This is a genomic window from Actinokineospora sp. UTMC 2448 (genome assembly GCF_024760565.1).
GTDB classification, from domain to species: Bacteria; Actinomycetota; Actinomycetes; order Mycobacteriales; family Pseudonocardiaceae; genus Actinokineospora; species Actinokineospora fastidiosa.
Genome location: NZ_CP031087.1, coordinates 5425584 through 5445728, shown reverse-complemented (window position 1 = coordinate 5445728; position 20145 = coordinate 5425584). Strand labels below are relative to the sequence as shown.

Sequence of the window (20145 nt, the reverse complement as noted above, 5' to 3'; positions counted from 1 at the left end):
CGGGCGGCGATACGCTCACCACGCCATGACCACGCCAAACGCAGACACCCCAGTCCGGGCCCGCTTCTGCCCGTCACCCACGGGCACCCCGCACGTCGGGCTCATCCGGACCGCCCTGTTCAACTGGGCCTTCGCCCGGCACACGGGCGGCAAGCTCGTCTTCCGCATCGAGGACACCGACGCCGCCCGCGACTCCGAGGAGAGCTACGCCGCCATCCTCGACGCGCTGCGGTGGCTGGGCATCGATTGGGACGAGGGCCCCGAGGTCGGCGGCGACTACGGCCCGTACCGGCAGAGCCAGCGCAAGGACCGCTACCGCGAGGTGATCGCCAAGCTGGTCGACGGCGGCGAGCTGTACGAGTCGTACTCCACGCCCGACGAGGTCGAGGCCCGCCGCCGCGCCGCGGGCCAGGACCCCAAGCTCGGCTACGACAACGCCGACCGCGACACCACCGACGAGCAGCGCGCCGCGTACCGCGCCGAGGGCCGCGATGCCGTGCTGCGGCTGCGGATGCCCGACCGCGACATCACCTTCACCGACCTCATCCGAGGCGAGATCACCTTCCCCGCGGGCAGCGTCCCGGACCCGGTTCTCGTCCGCGCCAACGGCCAGCCGCTCTACACCCTGGTCAACCCGGTCGACGACGCGCTGATGCGGATCACCCACGTGCTGCGCGGGGAGGACCTGCTGCCGTCGACGCCGAGGCAGATCGCCCTCTACGAGGCTTTGCAGCGCGTCGGCGTTGCCGAGTTCACCCCGCACTTCGGACACATGCCGCTGGTGCGCGGCGAGGGCAACAAGAAGCTGTCCAAGCGCGACCCGGAATCGGATCTGTTCGGCTACCGCACCCGCGGATTCATCCCCGAGGGAATGTTGAACTATCTCGCGCTGCTCGGCTGGTCCATTGCCGACGACCGGGACATCTTCACGATGGACGAGATGGTGTCGGCATTCGACATCGGCAAGGTCAGCCCCAACCCCGCGCGGTTCGACATCAAGAAGGCCGAGGCGATCAACGCCGAACACCTGCGAGCGCTCCCGGTCGCCGAATTCGTCAGCCGGTCCGTGCCGTACCTGATCGCCGAGGGGCTGCTGCCCGCCGAGCCGACGGCCGAGCAGCTGGCCACGCTGACCGCCGTCGCGCCGCTGGTGCAGGAGCGGGTGATCGTGCTGTCAGACACCGCGGGCATGGTCCGCTTCCTCTTCACCGACGAGGCCGATTTCGCCCCCGAACCCGATTCGGCGGCCAAGGCGCTGGGACCCGACGCCAAGCCCGTTGTGGACGCGAGCATCGAAGCCCTTGCGGCACTGGGGGAGTGGACGACCTCGGCGATCGAGGGCGCGCTCAGGGCAGCGCTCATCGACGGCCTCGGGCTCAAGCCGCGCAAGGCGTTCGCGCCCGTGCGGGTGGCCACGACCGGCCGCACGGTGTCCCCGCCGCTGTACGAGTCGCTGGAGCTGCTGGGCCGGGAGCGCACCCTCACCCGGCTGCGGAAGGCACTGCCGTAACGACACGCCGACGGTCCGCGATATAGGCCTTTCACGGCCTTTGTCGCGGACCGCCGCGGCTTGACCGAAAAAGATCCCGAAACATCACCTGGGCAGACGAGTCGCAATGCCCGATCCGCGATCTAATCTGCCGTAATGACTTCTGCGCGGTCGTCTTTCGCTGCCCTCACGCACGTGTCCATGCCCGCCGCGCTCCCGCCAACGATTCACGCGATCTGCCTGGATGTCGACGACACGGTGATCGATTTCACCGGCTCGGCCAGAATGGCACTGTCGGAATTGACCGGCCGCGACGACCTGTGGCCTGCGTGGCTGGAGATCACCGAGGACCACAGCGCCCGCGCCATCGCCGGCGAGTTCGACCACGACACCATGCGCCGGGTCCGCACGAAGGCGTTCCTCGACGCCCAGGGCGCCGACTTCGACGAGGCCACCGTCGCCGTGCTGGAGGACCGCCGCCGCGACCGCATGACCCGCCTCAACCGCGCGTTCCCCGACGCCGCCCCCACCCTGGACTGGCTGCGCGCGGCCGGGTTCCGGATCGCCGCTGTGACCAACGCCTCACACCCCGACCAGCACGCCCGCCTGGCCCGCGTCGGCCTCGCCCGCTTCTTCGACGCCGTGATCAGCGCGGGCGCCCTCGGCGTGGCCAAGCCCGACCCGGCCATCTTCCACGCCGCCTGCGCCGAGCTGGACGTCCTGCCGGAGCACACCATGCACGTCGGCGACCGCATCGACCTCGACGCCCGCGCAGCCGCCAACGCGGGCCTCCACGGCGTCTGGCTGGACCGCGCCGCCCACCCCGGCCCGGTCGAACCCGGCATCCACGTGATCGACAGCCTGTCCGACCTGCCCACCCTGCTGGTCACCGAGTTCCGCACCCCCACCGTCACGACCAGCGGCGGAGTGCCCGCGCAGCGCGGGTAGACCCCCTGATTTCTCGATCAGCCGGGTCGTGGTCTAACATCTTCCATGACAACGCGCCGGGCCGAACAGCGCAAGCTGCCGGGTCAGGGCGAGGTCATTGGGGTATGGTGTAATTGGCAGCACGACTGATTCTGGTTCAGTTAGTCTAGGTTCGAGTCCTGGTACCCCAGCGGAAAGCCTCCAGAAGCCCTCTGGTAAGCTTCCAGCCAGCAAGAGAGCAAGACCAACTGAATGAAAGTCCACGGCCCCGTCGTCTAGCGGCCTAGGACGCCGCCCTCTCAAGGCGGTAGCGCGGGTTCAAATCCCGTCGGGGCTACGTAAAGATTGGGAGATCCCTGTCACCGGAAAGCGGTGACAGGGATCTTTCCGTTATTGCGTGTGGGGGCCGAGCCCCCACACCCCCACGGTGCGGTAGGTCTCGACCCAGCGTGGTCGGGTTGGGGGAGTGCGGTAGGTCTCGACCCAGCGTGGTCAGGTTGGGGTGTTGGGGTGTGGTCGGGTCGGCGTGCGGGCGGGTTGTCAAACCGGCCTAGAAGCTGACAGCGAGCTGACCCCGTCACCACAGTCACAGCCACCGCAAAGCGACCCTGCCACCACCGCCCACACTCCCCAAACCCGCCCACACCGGTCTCTTCCCTGCTGGCCCCGCGCCTATTCGGTGGTCGGTCTCGGGCGGGATCGTTCCCGGCGGACTGTCCCGGGTGACGTTGCCGAAGCGGGCTGACCGTGGGTGAGCCGAGGAACTGTCCCGACCGGACCGGCCTGTTCCAACCAACGGTCCGTCGCACCGAACCGAGCTCGTCCTGTGGGTTGGTCCTTCTACGCGAAACGACTGCCCCGGGGGAACCGGTCGCTCCCTGCGGAACGACCGCCTCACGGGCCTAACAGCCTCGACCGCGTCCTGCGCGCCGTCCGTCTCCACAGCCTCACCGATGGGCTGGGGTAGGGCCTGGACACCCCATTGTCGGCCGGCGACTGACCCCACCGCCCGGACCACCCGTCGAACCGACTGGTCCCGTCGAATCGGCCTGCCCTGCGGAACCGGCCCATCTCACGAATCGGCCTGTCGGGCGGAACCGGCTTGTTCCACGGGGCCGGCCGGTCCCACGGACCCAGCCAGCCGCCGCAGCGTTGGCCTTGCCGAACCGAGCCCAGCCGCCGGGCCCGTCCGATCGTGCCGGACCGTCCTGTCCCGCGGAACGGACTGATCCCACGGGCCCTGCCGCTGTCGAACCGGGCCGTCCAGGGGACCGGGCTCACCCCGTCGAACCGACGGATTCCTCCCGACCGGGCGAGCCGATGGAATCGGCCGTCCTGTCCAACCGGGCGACCGTGTCGGAACGGGTCATCCCGGCGAACCGGGCGGGCGCGGCGAGCCCACCTGCCCCAGGGAGGCGATTTGCCTGGCCCTTCTTGGGTCGGGCGTTGCTCGGAGCGGGCCGGGTTTGCTGGTCGGGTGGGCCTTTGCTCCTGGCGCACCGGCTCGTGCTGGTGGCGGGGGTTCGCCTCGTTCGGGCCGGGTGGTGCGAATCATTCGGCTCGTCTGCTGCGTCTGCTCCCCATCGGACTGGGTCGGTAGGCGGGGGGCGTCGCTGGGCTGGCCGTCGGCGAACCTGGTCGTCGGTCCGCTTCCTCGATCGGTCCCCGGCTGGGCCACCCACGCGCCATTTCTGTGTCCCTTGCCGATGGCTGTGGGCCGTGGGTGGCGGGGTGGTCTCAGAGGCGGTTCTGTAGGGCGTCTGCGGCGGCTAGGAGGTCGGCTGCCCAGCGGGCGCCGGGGCGGCGGCCCATGCGGTCGATGGGGCCGGACACCGAGACCGCGGCCACGACGACGCCCCCGGTGTCGCGGACCGGGGCTGAGACGCTGGCCACGCCGGGTTCGCGTTCGGCGACGCTCTGGGCCCAGCCGCGCCTGCGGACCTCCAGCAGCGCCCGCTCTCCGAACACCGCCTCCTGCAGCAGGCTGCGCTGGGTGGCCGGATCCGCCCACGCGGCAAGGACCTTCGCGCCCGAGCCCGCCGTCATCGGCAGCCGGGCGCCCACCGGGACGGTGTCGCGCAGGCCGCTCGGCGGCTCCGCCGAGCTGATGCAGATGCGGTACAGACCATCCCTGCGGTAGAGCTGCACGCTCTCGCCCGTGCGGTCGCGCAGCCTCGGCAGCACGGCCGCGGCGGCGTCGAGCAGGGGGTCGGTGGCCCCGCCCGCCAGTTCCGCGAGCGCGGTCCCCGGCCGCCAGCGGCCGTCGGAGCCGCGGCGGAGCAGGCGGTGGACCTCCAGTCCTACCGCCAGGCGATGGGCCGTCGCGCGGGGCAGGCCCGTCTTGCTGCACAGCTCCGCGAGGCCGCACGGCTCCTTCGCCACGGCCTGCAGAACCGCCATCGCCTTGTCCAGAACGCCGATGCCGCTATGCTGTCCCACGTCTCGATACTACTTTCCCGTCATATGGGATGTCCAGCAAGTGGGAAGCTGATGGTGATGAGCGATGGGTAAGACGCTCGCCGAGAAAGTCTGGGACCAGCACGTCGTGCGCCGGGGCGACGGCGCCGAGCCGGACCTGCTCTACATCGACCTGCACCTCATCCACGAGGTGACCAGCCCGCAGGCCTTCGACGGGCTGCGGCTGGCGAACCGGCCGGTGCGCAGGCCCGACCTCACCATCGCCACCGAGGACCACAACGTCCCGACCATCGGGATCGACCTCCCGATCGCCGACCCGGTCTCCCGCACGCAGGTCGAGACGCTGCGCCGCAACTGCGCGGAGTTCGGCGTCCGGCTGCACCCGATGGGCGACGCCGAGCAGGGCATCGTGCACGTCGTGGGCCCGCAGCTCGGCCTCACCCAGCCGGGCATGACGGTCGTCTGCGGCGACAGCCACACCTCGACCCACGGCGCGTTCGGCGCGCTCGCGTTCGGCATCGGCACCTCCGAGGTCGAGCACGTGCTCGCCACCCAGACGCTGCCGCTGCGTCCTTTCAAGACCATGGCGATCACCGTCGTCGGCGACCTGCCCGCCGGGGTCACGGCCAAGGACCTCATCCTCGCCGTCATCGCCCGCATCGGCACCGGCGGCGGGCAGGGCTACGTGCTGGAGTACCGGGGCGAGGCCATCGAGGCGCTGTCCATGGAAGCGCGGATGACCATCTGCAACATGTCCATCGAGGCGGGCGCGCGCGCCGGGATGATCGCCCCCGACGAGACCACCTTCGCCTACCTCAAGGACCGCCCGCACGCGCCCAAGGGCGCCGACTGGGACGCCGCCGTCGAGGCGTGGCGGGAACTGCGCACGGACCCCGACGCCGAGTTCGACGCCGAGGTCGTCATCGACGCCGCCGCGCTCGCGCCGTTCGTGACCTGGGGCACCAACCCGGGCCAGGGGCTGCCGCTGTCGGCCGCCGTGCCGGACCCGGAGTCCTTCGCCGAGGAGACCGACCGGATCGCCGCGGAGAAGGCGCTGGCGTACATGGGACTGACACCGGGTACCCCTCTGCGCGAGGTGACCGTCGACACGGTCTTCCTCGGCTCGTGCACCAACGGGCGCATCGAGGACCTCCGCGCCGCCGCCGACGTCCTGCGGGGCCATCGCGTCGCCGAGGGCGTGCGGATGCTGGTCGTGCCCGGGTCCATGCGCGTGCGCGCCCAGGCCGAGGCCGAGGGGCTGGACCGGGTCTTCACCGAGGCGGGCGCCGAATGGCGGCAGGCGGGCTGCTCCATGTGTCTGGGCATGAACCCCGACCAGCTGGCCCCCGGCGAGCGCAGCGCGTCCACATCGAACCGCAACTTCGAGGGCAGGCAGGGCAAGGGCGGGCGCACCCACCTGGTGTCCCCGCTGGTGGCCGCCGCGACCGCGGTCCGGGGCACCCTGTCCTCCCCGGCCGACCTGAACTGAGAGGGACCCTCATGGAGCCGTTCACCAGCCACACCGGCGTCGGCGTGCCCCTGCGCCGGTCCAACGTGGACACCGACCAGATCATCCCGGCGGTCTACCTCAAGCGGGTCACCCGGACCGGCTTCGAGGACGGCCTGTTCGCCGCGTGGCGGGGCGACGAGCACTTCGTGCTCAACGCCGAGCCCTACCGGTCGGGCAGCGTGCTCGTCGCCGGGCCCGACTTCGGCACCGGCTCCTCCCGGGAGCACGCCGTGTGGGCGCTGTCGGACTACGGCTTCCGGGTGGTGCTCTCCGCCCGGTTCGCCGACATCTTCCGCGGGAACGCGGGCAAGGCGGGCCTGCTGGCCGCCGAGCTCGACCAGACCGACATCGAACTGTTGTGGAAGCTGCTGGAGGCCGAGCCGGGGACGGAGGTCACCGTGGACCTCGCGGAGAAGACCGTCACGGCCAAGGACTTCACCGCGCGCTTCCGCATCGACGACTACACCCGTTGGCGGCTCTTGGAAGGGCTCGACGACATCGCCCTGACCCTGCGCCACGAGGCGGCCGTCGACGCGTTTGAGCAGGCCAGGCCCAAGTGGAAGCCGGTGACGACGCCGCTTTCGGCGTCCTGAACGCCGGGGGCCGGAACCCCGCGGCCACGCCGGGGAATCCGGCCCCCGCCCCCTCCCGAATAGCTCCACACCCGCTCCACGCGACCCCCTAAGAGCCCCGAACCACCCCCCCGGTTGGCGAACCTCGGGCGGTTCAAGGAAAAATTAGGGCGCGTCGCGTGGAAATTGCGCGTCCAAAGGAATACGGTGACGTGAAGGTCGGCCCATGGGCCGTAACTGCAGTGTGGTCTCAACGGAGGACTGAAGCGTGAACAAGGCCCAACTCATCGAGGCGCTTACGGAGCGGCTGGGCGACAAGAAGGCCGCAGGCGCTGCGGTCGACGGTCTCGTCGACGTGATCGTTCGCACGGTCAACAAGGGCGAGAAGGTCAACATCACCGGGTTCGGCGTCTTCGAGAAGCGCGCCCGCGCCGCTCGCACCGCCCGCAACCCCCGCACGGGCGAGACCGTGAAGGTGAAGAAGACCAACGTTCCCGCCTTCCGCGCGGGCACGATGTTCAAGGAGGTCGTCAGCGGGGCGAAGAAGCTGCCCAAGGTGGCCGCCACCAAGACCGGCGCCCGCGGCACCGCCGCGACCGGCACCCGCGCCGCTGCGGGCACGGCCACCAAGGCCGCCACCACCCGCAGCACCACCACGCGGACCCGCGCCGCGGCCGCGAAGCCCGCCGCCGCCAAGACGACGACGGCGCGCGCCACCCGCTCCACCGCGGCCAAGGCGCCCGCCAAGACGACGGCGGCGAAGACCACGGCCACCAAGGCGACGAAGGCCACCACGGCGGCCAAGGCCCCGGCCCGCGCCAAGGCGACCACGGCGAAGGCGACCACCGCCAAGGCGACGCCTGCGAAGAAGACGTCCGCGGCGGCGAAGACCACCACCCGGACCACCAAGCGGACCTCTGCCGCGAAGAAGTAAGCCCACGAGGTGGTCGGTCCGGCAAGCCCCGGACGCCAGTTCGCGAGAGCCCCGCACGCAGGCCACGTGCGGGGCTCTCGGCCGTTCACCGGCGCTTGGGCACCGGCGACCGGTGTCCTCTCGGCGCTTGCTCAATGCGGAAGCGGAAGCCGGATCGGGACCACTTACCGAGGGCGTGCCGCAGCGGCCTGCATTGTCTCGGGACTTGCTCTGTCAGGTGCTTAGGCGCCGGATCGGACCACTCGGGCCCGCCCGGCCGCGATAGAGGCCATTCGACCGCGGTGGGCATTGTGTGTCGGGCCGAGAGCGCCTCTCGGTCCGGGTGCGGGCGACGCGGCCCCCTTTATCGCTCAGCGCCCTGGCTTTCGCCGCGCCCCCGATTCCACCCTTGCCGCTGGCTACGGGCGGGCCACGTAATCCGCCCCCACCAGCTTGTCGCCGTCCAGGCTGAGCACCCAGACGCTGCCCTTGCGGGCCCGGTGCCCCTCCACTCCGGACTCCGCCCCCAGCGCGTCGAGGAGGCTGGGGATGACGCCGCCCTGGCTGCACACCACCGCCGTGCCGGGGCCCGCCGCGATGGTCAGCAGGCGGCTGTGGGCGGCTTCCGGCGTGGCCTGGTACCCCGCCTCGCCGAGGCCCTTCTCGGGCGTCACCGGACAGCCCAGCCGCTCGGCCAGGGGGCGCACCGTGTCCTCGCAGCGGACGTTCGGCACCGAGTGGACGCGGGTCGGCCCGAAGAGGGGGAGGAACTCCATCAGGGCGGCGACCTGGGCGTGGCCCTTCGCCGACAGCGGGCGCAGTTCGTCCGGCCCGTCCCACTCGGAGCGGTCGCCCGCGTGGGCGTGGCGCACGAGCAGCAGCGTCGTCGCCAGCGGCGCCACGGCGAACGCGGCGAGGACGTCGCGGTCGTGGTGGTAGGTCAGCAGCCCCGCCGCGTCGGCGATGGGCAACCAGACGAGCTCGTCCACCTCCTCGTTGCTGACGAAGGAGCCGGAGACCGCGCGGGCGGCGAAGTAGTCCACCGTCTTGTCCGAACGCCCCACCCGATACGCGACCTGACCCAGGTGGCGGCCCAGGACTGCGCGGTGACCCGTCTCCTCGAACACCTCCCGCACCGCCGCGCGGTGAATGGTCTCGCCCGGGTCGAGTTTGCCCTTGGGCAAGCTCCAGTCGTCATAGCGCGGACGGTGCGCCACCGCCACCTCGACGCCGCCGGGAGCCGGACGCCACAGCACCGCGCCCGCCGCTGCGATCGCCATCGGCTCAGTCCCTGGACCGCAGGCGGAGCAGCATCTCGGTCTGGTGGTCGCGCACGTTCTCGCTGTCGGCGGGCGAGGCCGTCCAGTCGCCGTTGCCCGACAGCACCCAGCAGCGGGTGGCCGGGTCCATCGCCGACTCGAAGACGCGCGCCAGCTGCGCGGTCAGCGCCGGGTCGGTCACCCTAACCATCACCTCCACCCGCCGGTCGAGGTTGCGGTGCATCATGTCCGCGCTGCCGATCCAGTGCTCGTCCGCCCCGACGAACCACACCGTGCGGGAGTGCTCCAGGAACCGGCCCAGGATCGAGCGCACCCGGATGTTCTCCGACAGCCCCGGGATGCCCGGCTTCAGCGCGCAGATCCCGCGCACGACCACCTCGACCGGGACGCCGTGCTGCGACGCCCGGTAGAGCGCGTCGATGACCTGCTCGTCCACCAGGGAGTTCACCTTCATCCGCACCCCGGCGGGCCGCCCGGCGCGGGCGTGCTCGATCTCGGCGTCGATGCGCTCGATGATGCCGCGCCGCACGCCGTGCGGGGCGACGAGCAGGCTGCGGTAGTGGTCCTGGCGGGCGTAGCCGGTGAGGACGTTGAACAGGTCGGTGAGGTCGGCGCCGATCGCGGGCTCCGCGGTCAGCAGGCCGATGTCCTCGTACAGCCGGGCCGTCTTCGGGTTGTAGTTGCCGGTGCCGATGTGGCAGTAGCGCCGGATCGTCGAGCCCTCCTGGCGCACCACCAGCGCGGTCTTGCAGTGCGTCTTGAGCCCGACGAGCCCGTAGACGACGTGCACGCCAGCCTTCTCCAGCGTCCGCGCCCACTTGATGTTGGCCTGCTCGTCGAAGCGCGCCTTGAGTTCCACCAGCGCCACCACCTGCTTGCCCTCGCCCGCCGCGTCGATGAGCGCGTCCACGATGGGCGAGTCGCCGGAGGTGCGGTAGAGCGTCTGCTTGATGGCCAGCACGTGCGGGTCGGCGGCTGCCTGCTCGATGAACCGCTGCACGCTCGTGGAGAACGAGTGGTACGGGTGGTGCACGAGGACGTCGCCCTCGCGCAGCCGGGCGAACACGCTCTTGGGCGTCTCGCCCTCGGCGAAGGCCGGGTGCGTCGCGGGGACGAACGGCGGGTCCTTCAGCTCCTTGCGGTCGACGGCGTAGATGCCCCACAGGCACGACAGGTCCAGCAGGTCGCGCACGACGACGACGTCGTTCTCGTGCACGTCCATCTCGCGCAGCAGCAGCTCCAGCATGTGGTCGCTCATGTCGTCGGCGACCTCCAGCCGCACCGGCGGGCCGAACCGCCGCTGCGCCAGCTCGCGTTCGAGCGCCTTGAGGAGGTCCTCGTCGCGGTCCTCCTCCACCTCGAGGTCGGCGTTGCGGGTGACCCGGAAGGCGTGCACCTCGATGATCTCCATGCCGGTGAACAGCATCCCGAGGTGCGCGGCGATGAGCTCCTCCAGCGGCAGGAACACCGCGGTGCGCTCGTCGGGGCTGCGGTCGACCGGGACCAGCCGGGGCACGTTGTCGGGCACCTTGACCCTGGCGAAGCGCGGCGGGCCCTCGTCCGGGTTCCGCACGGTGACGGCCAGGTTCAGCGACAGGCCGGAGATGTAGGGGAAGGGGTGGGCCGGGTCGAAGGCCAGCGGGGTGAGCACCGGGAAGACCTGGTCCCGGAAGTACACCGACATGCGGGTGCTCTGCTCGGTGGTCAGCTCGCCCCAGGTGGCGATCCGGATGCCGTGGGCGGCCAATTCCGGGCGCACGTGCTCGGCGAAGGCCCTGGCGTGCTGCTCCACCAGCTCCTGGTTGCGCTTGGCGATCCAGGCCAGCTGCTCGCGCGGGGTCATCCCGTCGGCGCTGCGCACCGAGAGCCCGGTCTCCATCCGGCGCTTCAGCCCGGCGACGCGCACCATGTAGAACTCGTCGAGGTTGGATGCGAAGATCGCCAGGAACTTCGCCCGTTCGAGCAGCGGCTGGGAGGCGTCCTCGGCCAGCGCCAGCACCCGGGCGTTGAAGTCCAACCAGGACAGTTCCCGGTTGAGGTAGCGGTCGTCCGGCAGGTCGGTGGGCACCTGGGCGCGGGTGGCGGCCGGTGGCGCGGCGGGCACGCCACGGGGTTCGGGCGCGTCGGGTCCTGGGGCGGCGGTGCGATCCGTGCTCACGTTTCGCATTCTGCGCCACCAACGCGGCGAAAGCCCACCAAGAGTGTGAATTCTCAGGTCAGAGGGCGGCGGTGTGGCGACCGACACCCAGCGCGGCGGCCGCGGCGAGGTCGGCGGGGGTGTCGACGTCGTGGCGCAGCGCGGCCAGGTGGACGCCCACCGCGACGGCGGTCTCGGCGTGCCGGGCGGCCGAGCCGACGCCGAATCGCGGCATCAGCGGACCGCCGGGGGCCGAGAGGAGCAGCACCGTGCCGGTGCCCTCGTGATCGGGGACGAACGCGCGCCTGCCCGCCGCCTCGGCGATGGCGGCGTCGAGGTCCCCGGGGCGCAGCGCGGGCAGGTCGGCCTGCAGCGCGGCCACGACGGAGTCCGGGTCGCGCTCCCGCAGCAGTCGCGCGCCGAAGCGCAGCGTGGCGTTGAGGCCGGGCAGGCCGCGCTCGTCGACGCACTCCGCCCCGGTGCCCGCCAGCCCCTCGACCACCCGCTCGTCCTCGCACACCACCAGCACGGTGCGCACGGCGCTCGCCGCGACCGCGGCCGTGACCGTGTCCCTGACCACGGCGAGGACGAGCGCGCGGTGGTCGGGGTGCGCGCCCCGCAGCCGCGACTTCGCCCGGTCCAGGTGCTTCACCGGGATCACGATGTCGACCATGCTTCGCGATCCTGCCAGCCCCCCCGTCTGGACCCCCAGCGCGGGCGCAAGCCAGACTCTCACCTCAGCACCGACGAAGAGGAGGACCGGGGTGGGCAAGCGCGAGAAGAGCGGCTTCTGGGTGTTGGCGGCCGCATCGATCTTCTACCCGCTGAGCTGGCTGGGCAAGCGCACCTACCGGGGCGCGGAGAAGATCCCGGCGACCGGCGGCGCGCTGCTGGTGATGAACCACGTGTCCCACCTGGACCCGCCCAACGACGCCGTCTTCGTGCACCGCAACCGGCGGGTGCCGCGGTTCATGGCGAAGGACAGCCTGTTCAAGGTGCCCGTGTTCGGCCGCATCCTGGCCGGGTCCGGCGGCATCCCGGTGTACCGGGGCAGCACGAGCGCCGCCGACAGCCTCAAGGCCGCGCACGCCGCGCTGCGCGAGGGCAAGCTCGTCGTCATCTACCCCGAGGGCACCATCACCAAGGACCCGACCGGCTGGCCGATGCGCGCCCGCACCGGCGTGGCCCGCCTGGCGCTGGAGAACGACGTGCCGGTGCTGCCCGCTGCCCGATGGGGGACCAACGACATCTGGAACGGCTACTCCAAGAAGTTCCGCCCGTTCCCGCGCAAGCGGGTCTGGACCGTCGTCGGCGACCCCGTGGACCTCTCGGCCTACCGCGGGCAGCCGGTGACCAACCAGGTGCTGCGCGAGGTCACCGACCTGCTGATGACCCGCGTGCGCGACCTGCTGGCCGACATCCGCGACGAGCCGGCGCCCGCGGAGTTCTACAGCGCGGGGGCGCGCCGCGAGGCCGAGCAGTGACCGTCACCGTGCTCGGCGCGGGGTCGTGGGGGACGACCTTCGCCAAGGTGCTCGCCGACTCCGGGCAGGACGTCCTGCTGTGGGCCCGCCGCCGCGACCTCGCCGAGGCCATCGCCGCGGACCGGGAGAACGCCGAGTACCTGCCCGGCGTCCGGCTGCCCGACCGGCTGCGCTCCACATCGGACCCCCGGGAGGCGCTGGACGGCGCGACGACGGTGGTGCTCGCGGTGCCCAGCCAGTCGCTGCGGCACAACCTGACGGCGTGGCGGGGCCTGCTGCACCCGGACGCGACGCTGGTGAGCCTGGCCAAGGGGATCGAGCTGGGCACGCTGCGCCGGATGAGCGAGGTCGTCGCCGACGTCGCGGGCGTCGGCCAGGACCGGATCGCGGTGGTGTCGGGGCCGAACCTGGCCAAGGAGATCGCCGCCGAGCAGCCGACGGCGACCGTCATCGCCTGCGAGGACCACGACCGGGCCGTGGCGCTGCAGCGGATGTGCACCAACGGCTACTTCCGCCCGTACACCATCACCGACGTGGTGGGCTGCGAGATCGGCGGGGCGTGCAAGAACGTCATCGCGCTGTCCTGCGGCATGGCGGCGGGGCTGGGGTTCGGCGCGAACACCCTGGCCACGCTGATCACCCGGGGGCTGGCCGAGACCGCCCGCCTCGGCGCGGCGCTCGGCGCCGACCCGATGACCCTCAGCGGCCTCGCCGGGCTGGGCGACCTCGTGGCGACGTGCTCGTCGCCGTTGTCGCGCAACCGCACGTTCGGCGAGCGGCTGGGCCGCGGCGAGACGGTGGCCCAGGCGCAGGCCGCCCAGCACGGGCAGGTCGCCGAGGGCGTGAAGTCGTGCTCGCCGATCCGCGAGCTCGCCGCCCGCCACGGCGTCGAGATGCCGATCACCGAGGTCGTCCACCGCGTCTGCCACGACGGCTTCCACCCCGGCGAGATGGCGGGCGAGCTCATCGGCCGCAAGACGAAACCGGAGCGATGATGACCGGAGACGGCACCCGCTGCGTGCGGGCCGGGCTGCCCGAGGAGACCCCCGGCGCCCCCGTCCCGCCGCAACTGGTCATGGCCTCCCAGTTCCACCTGGCCGACGACCCCACTGCGGACTTCTACGGCCGCGCCGGAAACCCGACCTGGCGCGCGCTGGAGTCGGCCATCGGCGACCTCGACGGCGGCGCCTGCCTGGTCTACCCCTCCGGAATGGCCGCGATCTCGGCCTTGCTCCGCACGGTCACGACCCCCGGCGACACCGTCGTGGTCCCGTCGGACGGCTATTACCTAGCCCGCCGCTACACCCACGACTTCCTGACCCTCACAGTCCGCGAACTGCCGACAACTCCCCCTGACGCGCGGGGGAACCTCGCCGATGCGGACTTCGCCGGGGTGCGGTTGGTCCTCATCGAGACCCCCTCCAACCCCGGGCTCGACGTCTGCGACATCGCCGCCGTCGTCGAGCGGGCGCATGCCGCGGGAGCGCTTGTGGCGGTGGACAACACCACCGCGACCCCGCTGGGCCAGCGGCCGCTGGAGTTCGGGGCGGACTTCGTCGTCGCCAGCGACACCAAGGCGCTCGCCGGGCACAGTGACGTCGTGCTCGGCCACATCACCGCGGCGTCGCCGGAGTGGGCGGCGCGCCTGCTGGCCGAGCGGACCACCTCCGGCGCGATCCCCGGCCCCTTCGAGACCTGGTTGGCGTTGCGCGGGCTGGGCACGCTCGACCTGCGCCTGGCCCGCCAGGCCGAGAACGCCGCCGCCCTGCACGCCGCGCTGCGCGGCCACCCAGGGGTCAGGCGGCTGCGCTGGCCCGGCAGCCCCGACGACCCGGCGCACGCCGTCGCGGTCCGGCAGATGCGCCGCTTCGGCGGCGTGCTCACCATCGAGCTGGAGTCGGCCGAGGCCGCCGCCGAGTTCGTCGAGCGGTCCGCGCTCATCGCTTCGGCCACGAGCTTCGGCGGCCTGCACACCACAGCCGACCGCCGCGAGCGCTGGGGCGACGCCGTGCCGCCCGGCCTGCTGCGGATCTCCTGCGGCTGCGAGGACCCCGACGACCTGGTCGCCGACGTCCTCGCCGCGCTCGGCTAGGACAGGTCCATCTGCATGATCGGCTCGGTCGACGGCGCCGCCGAGCCGCCCTCCGGCTCGATCGTGATGCCCACGTTGGTGGCGCTCGCGACCTCCCCGGTGGTGTCGACGATCGCCGCGCGGCCCCGGCCGTCCGGGGTGACCAGGCCGACGGAGTGGAACGGCGTCCGCCCGCCCATCAGCCAGACCTGGTACGTCTTCCCCTCGGGCGCGGCCGGGACGCCGTCGGCGAGCAGCAGGATGTCGCCGCGCTCCCGGGAGTAGACGACCGTGCCGGACAGACCGTCCACCGCGCCGGTCACCAGCTCGGCGTCGCCCGCCGACAGGATCTCCGACATCACGGCCGCCTGCGCGCGGGTGTCGGCGAGGTCCGCGCGCGTCTGGTAGAGCACGACGCCCAACGACACCGACACCACCAACAGCACCGCGGCGGCCATGCCCAGGATGCGCACCGGCCACGGCGAGCGGGCGGGCGGGGCGCCAGCGCCGTCCGAGCCGATCGGGGGCAGCTGGCGGATGTCGCGGATGCGGGCCATCACCGCCGCCTTCATGGCCGCGGGCGGCGACTCGGCGACGGCCTCGCCCAGCCGCGCGGCGGTCGCCTGCAGTTCGGCGACCTCCTGCGCGCAGGCGCCGCACTCGGCGAGATGGCGCTCGAACGCCGCGCGCTCCGGCTCCGGGATCGCGTTCAGGGCGTAGGCGCCGGTCAGCGCGTGGATGTCGGCGCTGGTCATCGGGCCACCCCCAGGCAGTCGCGCATGCGGATGAGGCCGTCGCGCAGGCGGGTCTTGATGGTTCCCAGCGGGGTGCCCAGCAGTTCGGACACCTCGCGGTAGGTCAGTCCTTTGTAGTACGCCAGCTCGACGGACTCGCGCTGCAACTCAGTCAGCGAGCCGAGGCAGCGGCGCACCTGCTCGTACTCCAGGCGGGTGCTCACCTGCTCGGCGACCTCGTCGAACGGGCGGGCGGCCTCCTGCCGGTGGGCGCGGTCCTCGCGGTCGGTGGCCGACTGCGCCGAGCGCACCCGGTCGACCGCGCGGCGGTGCGCCAGCGTCATCACCCAGGTCATCGCGGAGCCGCGGTCGGGGGAGTAGCGCGCGGCCGTGCGCCACAGCTCCAGCATCACCTCCTGGGTCACCTCCTCCGACTGCGCCGGGTCCCGCACGATCCGCCGCACCAGGCCGAACACCGGGCCCGACACCGCGTCGTAGAGCCGCTCGAACGCCGACTCGTCGCCCCTGGCCACCCGGTGCAGCAGGGCGGCGGGGTCGGGCGCGGGCTCCGCGGGGGTGTCGGGCACGCCGGAGAGCCTCCGCGCGCGTTCGGCCATGGTGCAGCTCCCGTCAGGTCCGGCGGATGTGTCGCACTCTGTCATTCGCCCGCGCGGCCCACCCGGATTGGTGTCCCATCGGGTGGACCGCGTTGCGACCGCGCCCGGGGTCTGCTTTCCTGCTACCCGTGTTGACGCGCATCGGTTCCGACCGGCGGGGTCCCATCGACCTCGGCCGGGCGGCCAGCGCGCTCTGTCTCTGTCGGTGAACCGCCCCGCGTCCGTTCATCCGACCACCAGAGAGACCCCTCATGTTCGCAGTGCCCCCGAACACTGTCGCCCTGGGCGGCACCCCCGCCGCCGCGCACCCGGTGCTCATCGCCCGGCAGGTGGCCGCCGACCGCGCCCGCTGGGCGCACCTGCTGCGCTACGACCCCGACGAGCGCTTCGCCGCCCTGGTCGAGCGGACGCTCGACCAGGAGGTGTGGCTGCTGAGCTGGCTGCCGGGGCAGGCCACCGACCTGCACGACCACGGGTGGGCCAGCGGCGCGTTCACCGTCGTCACCGGGACGCTGACGGAGCGGGTCGGGGCCGGCGAGCACGCGCTGGCCGCCGGTCAGTCGCGCGTCTTCGGCCCGGGGTACGCCCACCAGGTCCGCAACGACTCGGCGGACCCGGCGGTGTCGATCCACGTCTACCGGGGCGAGCGGCCCCCGCGCGGCGGGTTCACCGTCTCCTGACGTGCTCGGGGACCGCGTGGTCGCCGCGCAGGTCCGGGGACGGCACCGGCTCGCCCCACTGCTGAGTGATCGGCAGGACGCCCGCCCAGACGGCGTCGGCGGCGATGTCGTCGTCCTCGTCCATCGGGCCGCCCTCGCGCACCTTGACGGCGGCCTCGGTGAGGTCGAGCCCGAGGACGCGGGTCGCGGCCAGCTCCTTGTCGGTGGGACGGCGGGCGTGGTCCCAGGAGCCGGGGGCGAGGTGCTCGGTGAGCACGCGCAGCGCGTGCAGCTTCGCCTCGGGCTCGGTGACCGCGCGGACCCGGCCGTGGATGACCGCCGAGCGGTAGTTCATCGAGTGGTCGAACACCGAGCGGGAGTAGACGACGCCGTCGAGGAGGGTGACGGCGACGCAGACCTCGTCGGCCTCGCGGAGGCTGCGGGCGCCGGTCGAGCCGTGCAGGTAGAGGGTGTCGCCGTCGCGGCCGTATCCGGTGGGCAGGACCAGCGGGGCGCCGTCGAGCACCACCGCGAGGTGGCAGACGAGGCCCGCGTCCAGGATCCGGTGGAGCACGGCCCGGTCGGTCACCGCGCGGGCCTTGCCGCGGCGGATCGTGCTGCGGTCGGTGGGGGACAGGTCGGTCACGGGTCGACCGTAGTGCTGTCGAGTGGCATCCTGGTAGTGCCACGTCCGGATTAGTCGAGGAGGCCACTTGTGGCGGAGAGCCCCGCGCTGCCGGTGAGCGTCGACAGGTCGTCGGGCACGCCGCTGGCCGTCCAGCTGGCCGACGCCCTGCGCGCCGCCGCCGCCGACGGGCGGCTGCGCGCGGGCGACCGGCTGCCCTCGACCCGGGCGCTCGCCGCGCAGTTGGACGTCAGCCGGACGGTGACGGCGGCGGCGTACGAGCAGCTGCACGCCGAGGGCTGGATCGCCGGGCGGCACGGGTCGGGGACGTACGTCACCACCGCGCCGCCGGGGTCGCCCCGGTCCCGTCCGCGTCGCCCGCGCGTGGGCGTGCTGTCCGCGCCGGACGTGGACCTGACGCCGGGATCGCCGTGGGCGGGCGGCATCGACCGGGCGGCCTGGCGCCGGGCGTGGCGCGGCGCCGCCGAGGCCGCCCCGCTGCCCGGCCCGCGACGCGCGGGCCTGCCCGCGTACCGGGCGGTCGTGGCCGAACACCTGCTGCGCCACCGCGGTCTGCGCGTGGACGACGGCGACTCGGTCCTGGCCACCGGCGGCACGACCGCGGCGGTCGCCGAACTGGCCGCCGCCGTCCTGCGCCGGGGCGACACGGTGGCCGTCGAGGAACCCGGCTACCAGCGCGCGGTGGCGACCATGCGCACGGCGGGCCTGCGCGTCATCCCGGCCCCGGTCGACGGCGACGGCCTGCTGGTCGACGCGCTCCCCGCGGCGGTGCGGGCGGTCTACTGCTCGCCTGCGCACCAGTACCCGCTCGGCCGCCGCATGTCCGCCGCGCGGCGCGTGGAACTGGTGGAACGCGCGCGTCAGGCGGGCTGGCTGGTGATCGAGGACGACTACGACGGCGAACTGCGCTACGACGTCGCGCCGCTGCCGCTGCTGGCGGCCCTGGCCTCGGACGTCGTCGTCCACCTGGGAACCACCAGCAAGATCCTCACCCCGACCCTGGGTGCGGGCTGGATGGTTGCCCCGCCCCCGGTCGTCTCCGCCGTCCTGGAACACCGCGACCGCACCGGCATCGGCCCGTCGCCCGCGGGCCAGCTGGTCCTGGTCGAACTCGCCCGCAACGGCGACCTGGGCCGCCACCTGCGCAAGGTCCGCCGCGAGATGTCCGAGCGCCGCACCCTGCTGGTCGACGCCCTCACCGCGGGCGGAGTCCCCTTCCTGGGCGACGACGCGGGCGCGCACCTGGTCATCCCGTTGCCCACGGCCGCCGCCGAGAGCGCCCTCATCGCCAGCGCCGCCCGCCGCGGCCTCCGCCTGGACGGCCTGGTCCGCCACCACAACGCCCGCGCCCTCCGCTTCGGCCTCGCACTGGGCTATGCGGCGTGCTCGCGGGAGCAGCTGAAGGCGGCCCTGCCGGTCCTGGTGGAACTGTTCAGGGAGACGGAGAAGTCCGCGCGGAAGGGTGCGGGGAAAAACCCGGATCGCGCCGCGGTTCTCTGAACCGCACGCCCTGTCCCGCGAACCGACGGCGTTCCCGGGGCTCGGCGCATGCCTTCCGTGCTGGGCCGGTCGTCGGCAGGGGGTTGGGCCATCCGGGTAGGGTCCCGATTCATGGGCAAAATCAGGGTTGCGGTGGTTTTCGGCGGGCAGAGCACCGAGCACGCGGTCTCCTGCGTGTCCGCGGCGAGTGTGCTGACCCACCTCGACCCCGAGCGGTTCGAGGCCGTGCCCGTGGGGATCACGCCCGCGGGTCGGTGGGTGCTCGGGCCGTCCGATCCTGAGCGGCTGCGGATCTCCGGGCGGACCCTGCCCAGCGTGTCCGAGGGGACCGCGTTGACGTTGCCCGCCGCGGCCGACGCGCTGGTGCTGTTGGAGCCGGGACGGGAGGGGGAGGTGCTCTCCTCCGTCGACGTCGTCTTCCCCGTGCTGCACGGCGCGTACGGCGAGGACGGGACCATCCAGGGGCTGCTGGAGATGGTCGGCCTCCCCTACGTCGGCGCTGGCGTGCTCGCCAGCGCCGTCGCCATGGACAAGGGGTTCACCAAGAAGGTCCTCGCCGCCGAGTCGCTGCCCATCGGGCGGTACGTGGACCTGCCCCGCGGGCGCGCCGACCTCACCGACGACGAGCGCGCGCACCTGGGCCTGCCCGTCTTCGTCAAGCCCTCCCGCGCGGGCTCGTCCACCGGCATCACCAAGGTGACCGAGTGGGCAGCGCTGCCCGCCGCCGTCGAGCACGCGCGGACCATCGACCCCAAGGTGCTCGTCGAGGCCGCGATCGCGGGCCGCGAGGTCGAGTGCGCCGTCCTGGAGTACCCGGACGGCCGCGTGGAGGCGTCCCAGCCCGCCGAGATCAGGCTGAACGACGGCGTCGACTGGTACGACTTCGAGGCCAAGTACCTCGACGTCGGCGACCTCGACATCCCCGCCAAGCTCGACGACGCCGTCACCGAGCGGGTGCGCGCGACGGCCGTCGCCGCGTTCCGGGCGCTGGACTGCCAGGGGCTGGCCCGGGTCGACTTCTTCGTCGCCGAGGACGGCTCGCTGATCATCAACGAGGTCAACACGATGCCCGGGTTCACCCCCACCTCGGCCTACCCGAAGATGTGGGCGGTCACCGGCGTGGACTACCGGACGCTGGTGTCCACGCTGATCGACACCGCGATCGCCCGCGGCGCCGGGCTGCGCTGA

The 20145-nt window shown here is 72.7% G+C and carries 18 protein-coding genes and 2 tRNA genes; 13 read left to right on the top strand and 7 right to left on the bottom strand.

The window, feature by feature from the left end; translation table 11 throughout:
- Positions 1-25: 25 nt before the first annotated feature.
- The 4 genes from gltX (at position 26) to Actkin_RS24845 (ending at position 2753) form a co-directional block, all read left to right on the top strand.
- Complete coding sequence (gene gltX / locus Actkin_RS24860; RefSeq protein ID WP_258904441.1) at positions 26-1510, top strand: glutamate--tRNA ligase; 1485 nt, start codon at positions 26-28, stop codon at positions 1508-1510.
- A 135-nt stretch (positions 1511-1645) separates the two neighbouring features.
- Positions 1646-2437, top strand: coding sequence for an HAD family hydrolase (locus Actkin_RS24855; RefSeq protein WP_258904440.1), 792 nt, complete (start codon positions 1646-1648; stop codon positions 2435-2437).
- A 98-nt stretch (positions 2438-2535) separates the two neighbouring features.
- Positions 2536-2607 (top strand) — tRNA-Gln (locus tag Actkin_RS24850).
- A 73-nt stretch (positions 2608-2680) separates the two neighbouring features.
- Positions 2681-2753 (top strand) — tRNA-Glu (locus Actkin_RS24845).
- A gap of 1400 nt (positions 2754-4153) precedes the next feature.
- On the opposite strand, the gene Actkin_RS24840 is transcribed toward Actkin_RS24845, so the two are convergent.
- Positions 4154-4855: an IclR family transcriptional regulator gene (locus Actkin_RS24840; RefSeq protein ID WP_189213400.1), complete on the bottom strand. Its 702-nt coding sequence runs from the start codon at positions 4853-4855 to the stop codon at positions 4154-4156.
- Between the two features lie 64 nt (positions 4856-4919).
- Between Actkin_RS24840 and leuC the strand changes: the two genes are divergently transcribed.
- From leuC to Actkin_RS24825, 3 genes are all read left to right on the top strand, one after another.
- On the top strand, positions 4920-6323 hold the full coding sequence (leuC, locus tag Actkin_RS24835; RefSeq protein WP_258904439.1) for a 3-isopropylmalate dehydratase large subunit: 1404 nt from the start codon (positions 4920-4922) through the stop codon (positions 6321-6323).
- A gap of 11 nt (positions 6324-6334) precedes the next feature.
- On the top strand, positions 6335-6937 hold the full coding sequence (gene leuD, locus Actkin_RS24830) for a 3-isopropylmalate dehydratase small subunit (RefSeq protein ID WP_258904438.1): 603 nt from the start codon (positions 6335-6337) through the stop codon (positions 6935-6937).
- A gap of 247 nt (positions 6938-7184) precedes the next feature.
- Positions 7185-7850 carry an HU family DNA-binding protein gene (locus tag Actkin_RS24825; protein WP_189213397.1) on the top strand — a complete coding sequence of 222 codons (666 nt, stop codon included), beginning with the start codon at positions 7185-7187 and terminating at the stop codon, positions 7848-7850.
- A 398-nt stretch (positions 7851-8248) separates the two neighbouring features.
- Here the strand turns inward: Actkin_RS24825 and Actkin_RS24820 are convergent, their stop codons facing one another.
- Genes Actkin_RS24820 through cofC form a run of 3 tightly spaced genes read right to left on the bottom strand, consistent with a single transcriptional unit; the run spans position 8249 to position 11919 of the window.
- Entirely contained in the window at positions 8249-9109 is an 861-nt protein-coding gene (locus tag Actkin_RS24820; protein ID WP_258904437.1) for an NUDIX hydrolase, read from the bottom strand.
- 4 nt (positions 9110-9113) lie between these two features.
- On the bottom strand, positions 9114-11276 hold the full coding sequence (locus Actkin_RS24815) for an RNA degradosome polyphosphate kinase (protein WP_189213395.1): 2163 nt from the start codon (positions 11274-11276) through the stop codon (positions 9114-9116).
- Positions 11277-11325: 49 nt separating this feature from the next.
- Complete coding sequence (gene cofC / locus Actkin_RS24810; RefSeq protein ID WP_189213394.1) at positions 11326-11919, bottom strand: 2-phospho-L-lactate guanylyltransferase; 594 nt, start codon at positions 11917-11919, stop codon at positions 11326-11328.
- A gap of 91 nt (positions 11920-12010) precedes the next feature.
- On the opposite strand from cofC, the gene Actkin_RS24805 reads away from it, so the two are divergent.
- Genes Actkin_RS24805 through Actkin_RS24795 form a run of 3 tightly spaced genes read left to right on the top strand, consistent with a single transcriptional unit; the run spans position 12011 to position 14822 of the window.
- Positions 12011-12730 (top strand): lysophospholipid acyltransferase family protein, encoded by a 720-nt coding sequence (locus Actkin_RS24805; protein WP_189213393.1) that lies wholly within the window; start codon positions 12011-12013, stop codon positions 12728-12730.
- Entirely contained in the window at positions 12727-13725 is a 999-nt protein-coding gene (locus Actkin_RS24800; protein WP_258904436.1) for an NAD(P)H-dependent glycerol-3-phosphate dehydrogenase, read from the top strand. Before Actkin_RS24805 ends, Actkin_RS24800 begins: the two co-directional genes overlap by 4 nt.
- Entirely contained in the window at positions 13725-14822 is a 1098-nt protein-coding gene (locus tag Actkin_RS24795; RefSeq protein ID WP_396122825.1) for a cystathionine gamma-lyase, read from the top strand. Before Actkin_RS24800 ends, Actkin_RS24795 begins: the two co-directional genes overlap by 1 nt.
- Here the strand turns inward: Actkin_RS24795 and Actkin_RS24790 are convergent.
- Together Actkin_RS24790 and Actkin_RS24785 are read right to left on the bottom strand one after the other, a co-directional pair.
- Complete coding sequence (locus Actkin_RS24790; protein WP_258904434.1) at positions 14819-15556, bottom strand: anti-sigma factor; 738 nt, start codon at positions 15554-15556, stop codon at positions 14819-14821. The genes Actkin_RS24795 and Actkin_RS24790 overlap by 4 nt on opposite strands.
- Complete coding sequence (locus Actkin_RS24785; protein ID WP_258904433.1) at positions 15553-16152, bottom strand: sigma-70 family RNA polymerase sigma factor; 600 nt, start codon at positions 16150-16152, stop codon at positions 15553-15555. Before Actkin_RS24785 ends, Actkin_RS24790 begins: the two co-directional genes overlap by 4 nt.
- Before the next feature lie 251 nt (positions 16153-16403).
- On the opposite strand from Actkin_RS24785, the gene Actkin_RS24780 reads away from it, so the two are divergent.
- Positions 16404-16832, top strand: a complete 429-nt coding sequence (locus Actkin_RS24780) for a cysteine dioxygenase (protein ID WP_258904432.1) — start codon at positions 16404-16406, stop codon at positions 16830-16832.
- Here Actkin_RS24780 and Actkin_RS24775 read toward each other — a convergent pair.
- Positions 16819-17457, bottom strand: coding sequence for a pyridoxamine 5'-phosphate oxidase family protein (locus Actkin_RS24775; RefSeq protein ID WP_258904431.1), 639 nt, complete (start codon positions 17455-17457; stop codon positions 16819-16821). The two genes, Actkin_RS24780 and Actkin_RS24775, sit on opposite strands and share 14 nt — an antisense overlap.
- A gap of 69 nt (positions 17458-17526) precedes the next feature.
- Between Actkin_RS24775 and Actkin_RS24770 the strand changes: the two genes are divergently transcribed.
- Positions 17527-18957, top strand: coding sequence for a MocR-like pyridoxine biosynthesis transcription factor PdxR (locus Actkin_RS24770; RefSeq protein ID WP_258904430.1), 1431 nt, complete (start codon positions 17527-17529; stop codon positions 18955-18957).
- 111 nt (positions 18958-19068) lie between these two features.
- Positions 19069-20145: a D-alanine--D-alanine ligase family protein gene (locus tag Actkin_RS24765; RefSeq protein WP_258904429.1), complete on the top strand. Its 1077-nt coding sequence runs from the start codon at positions 19069-19071 to the stop codon at positions 20143-20145.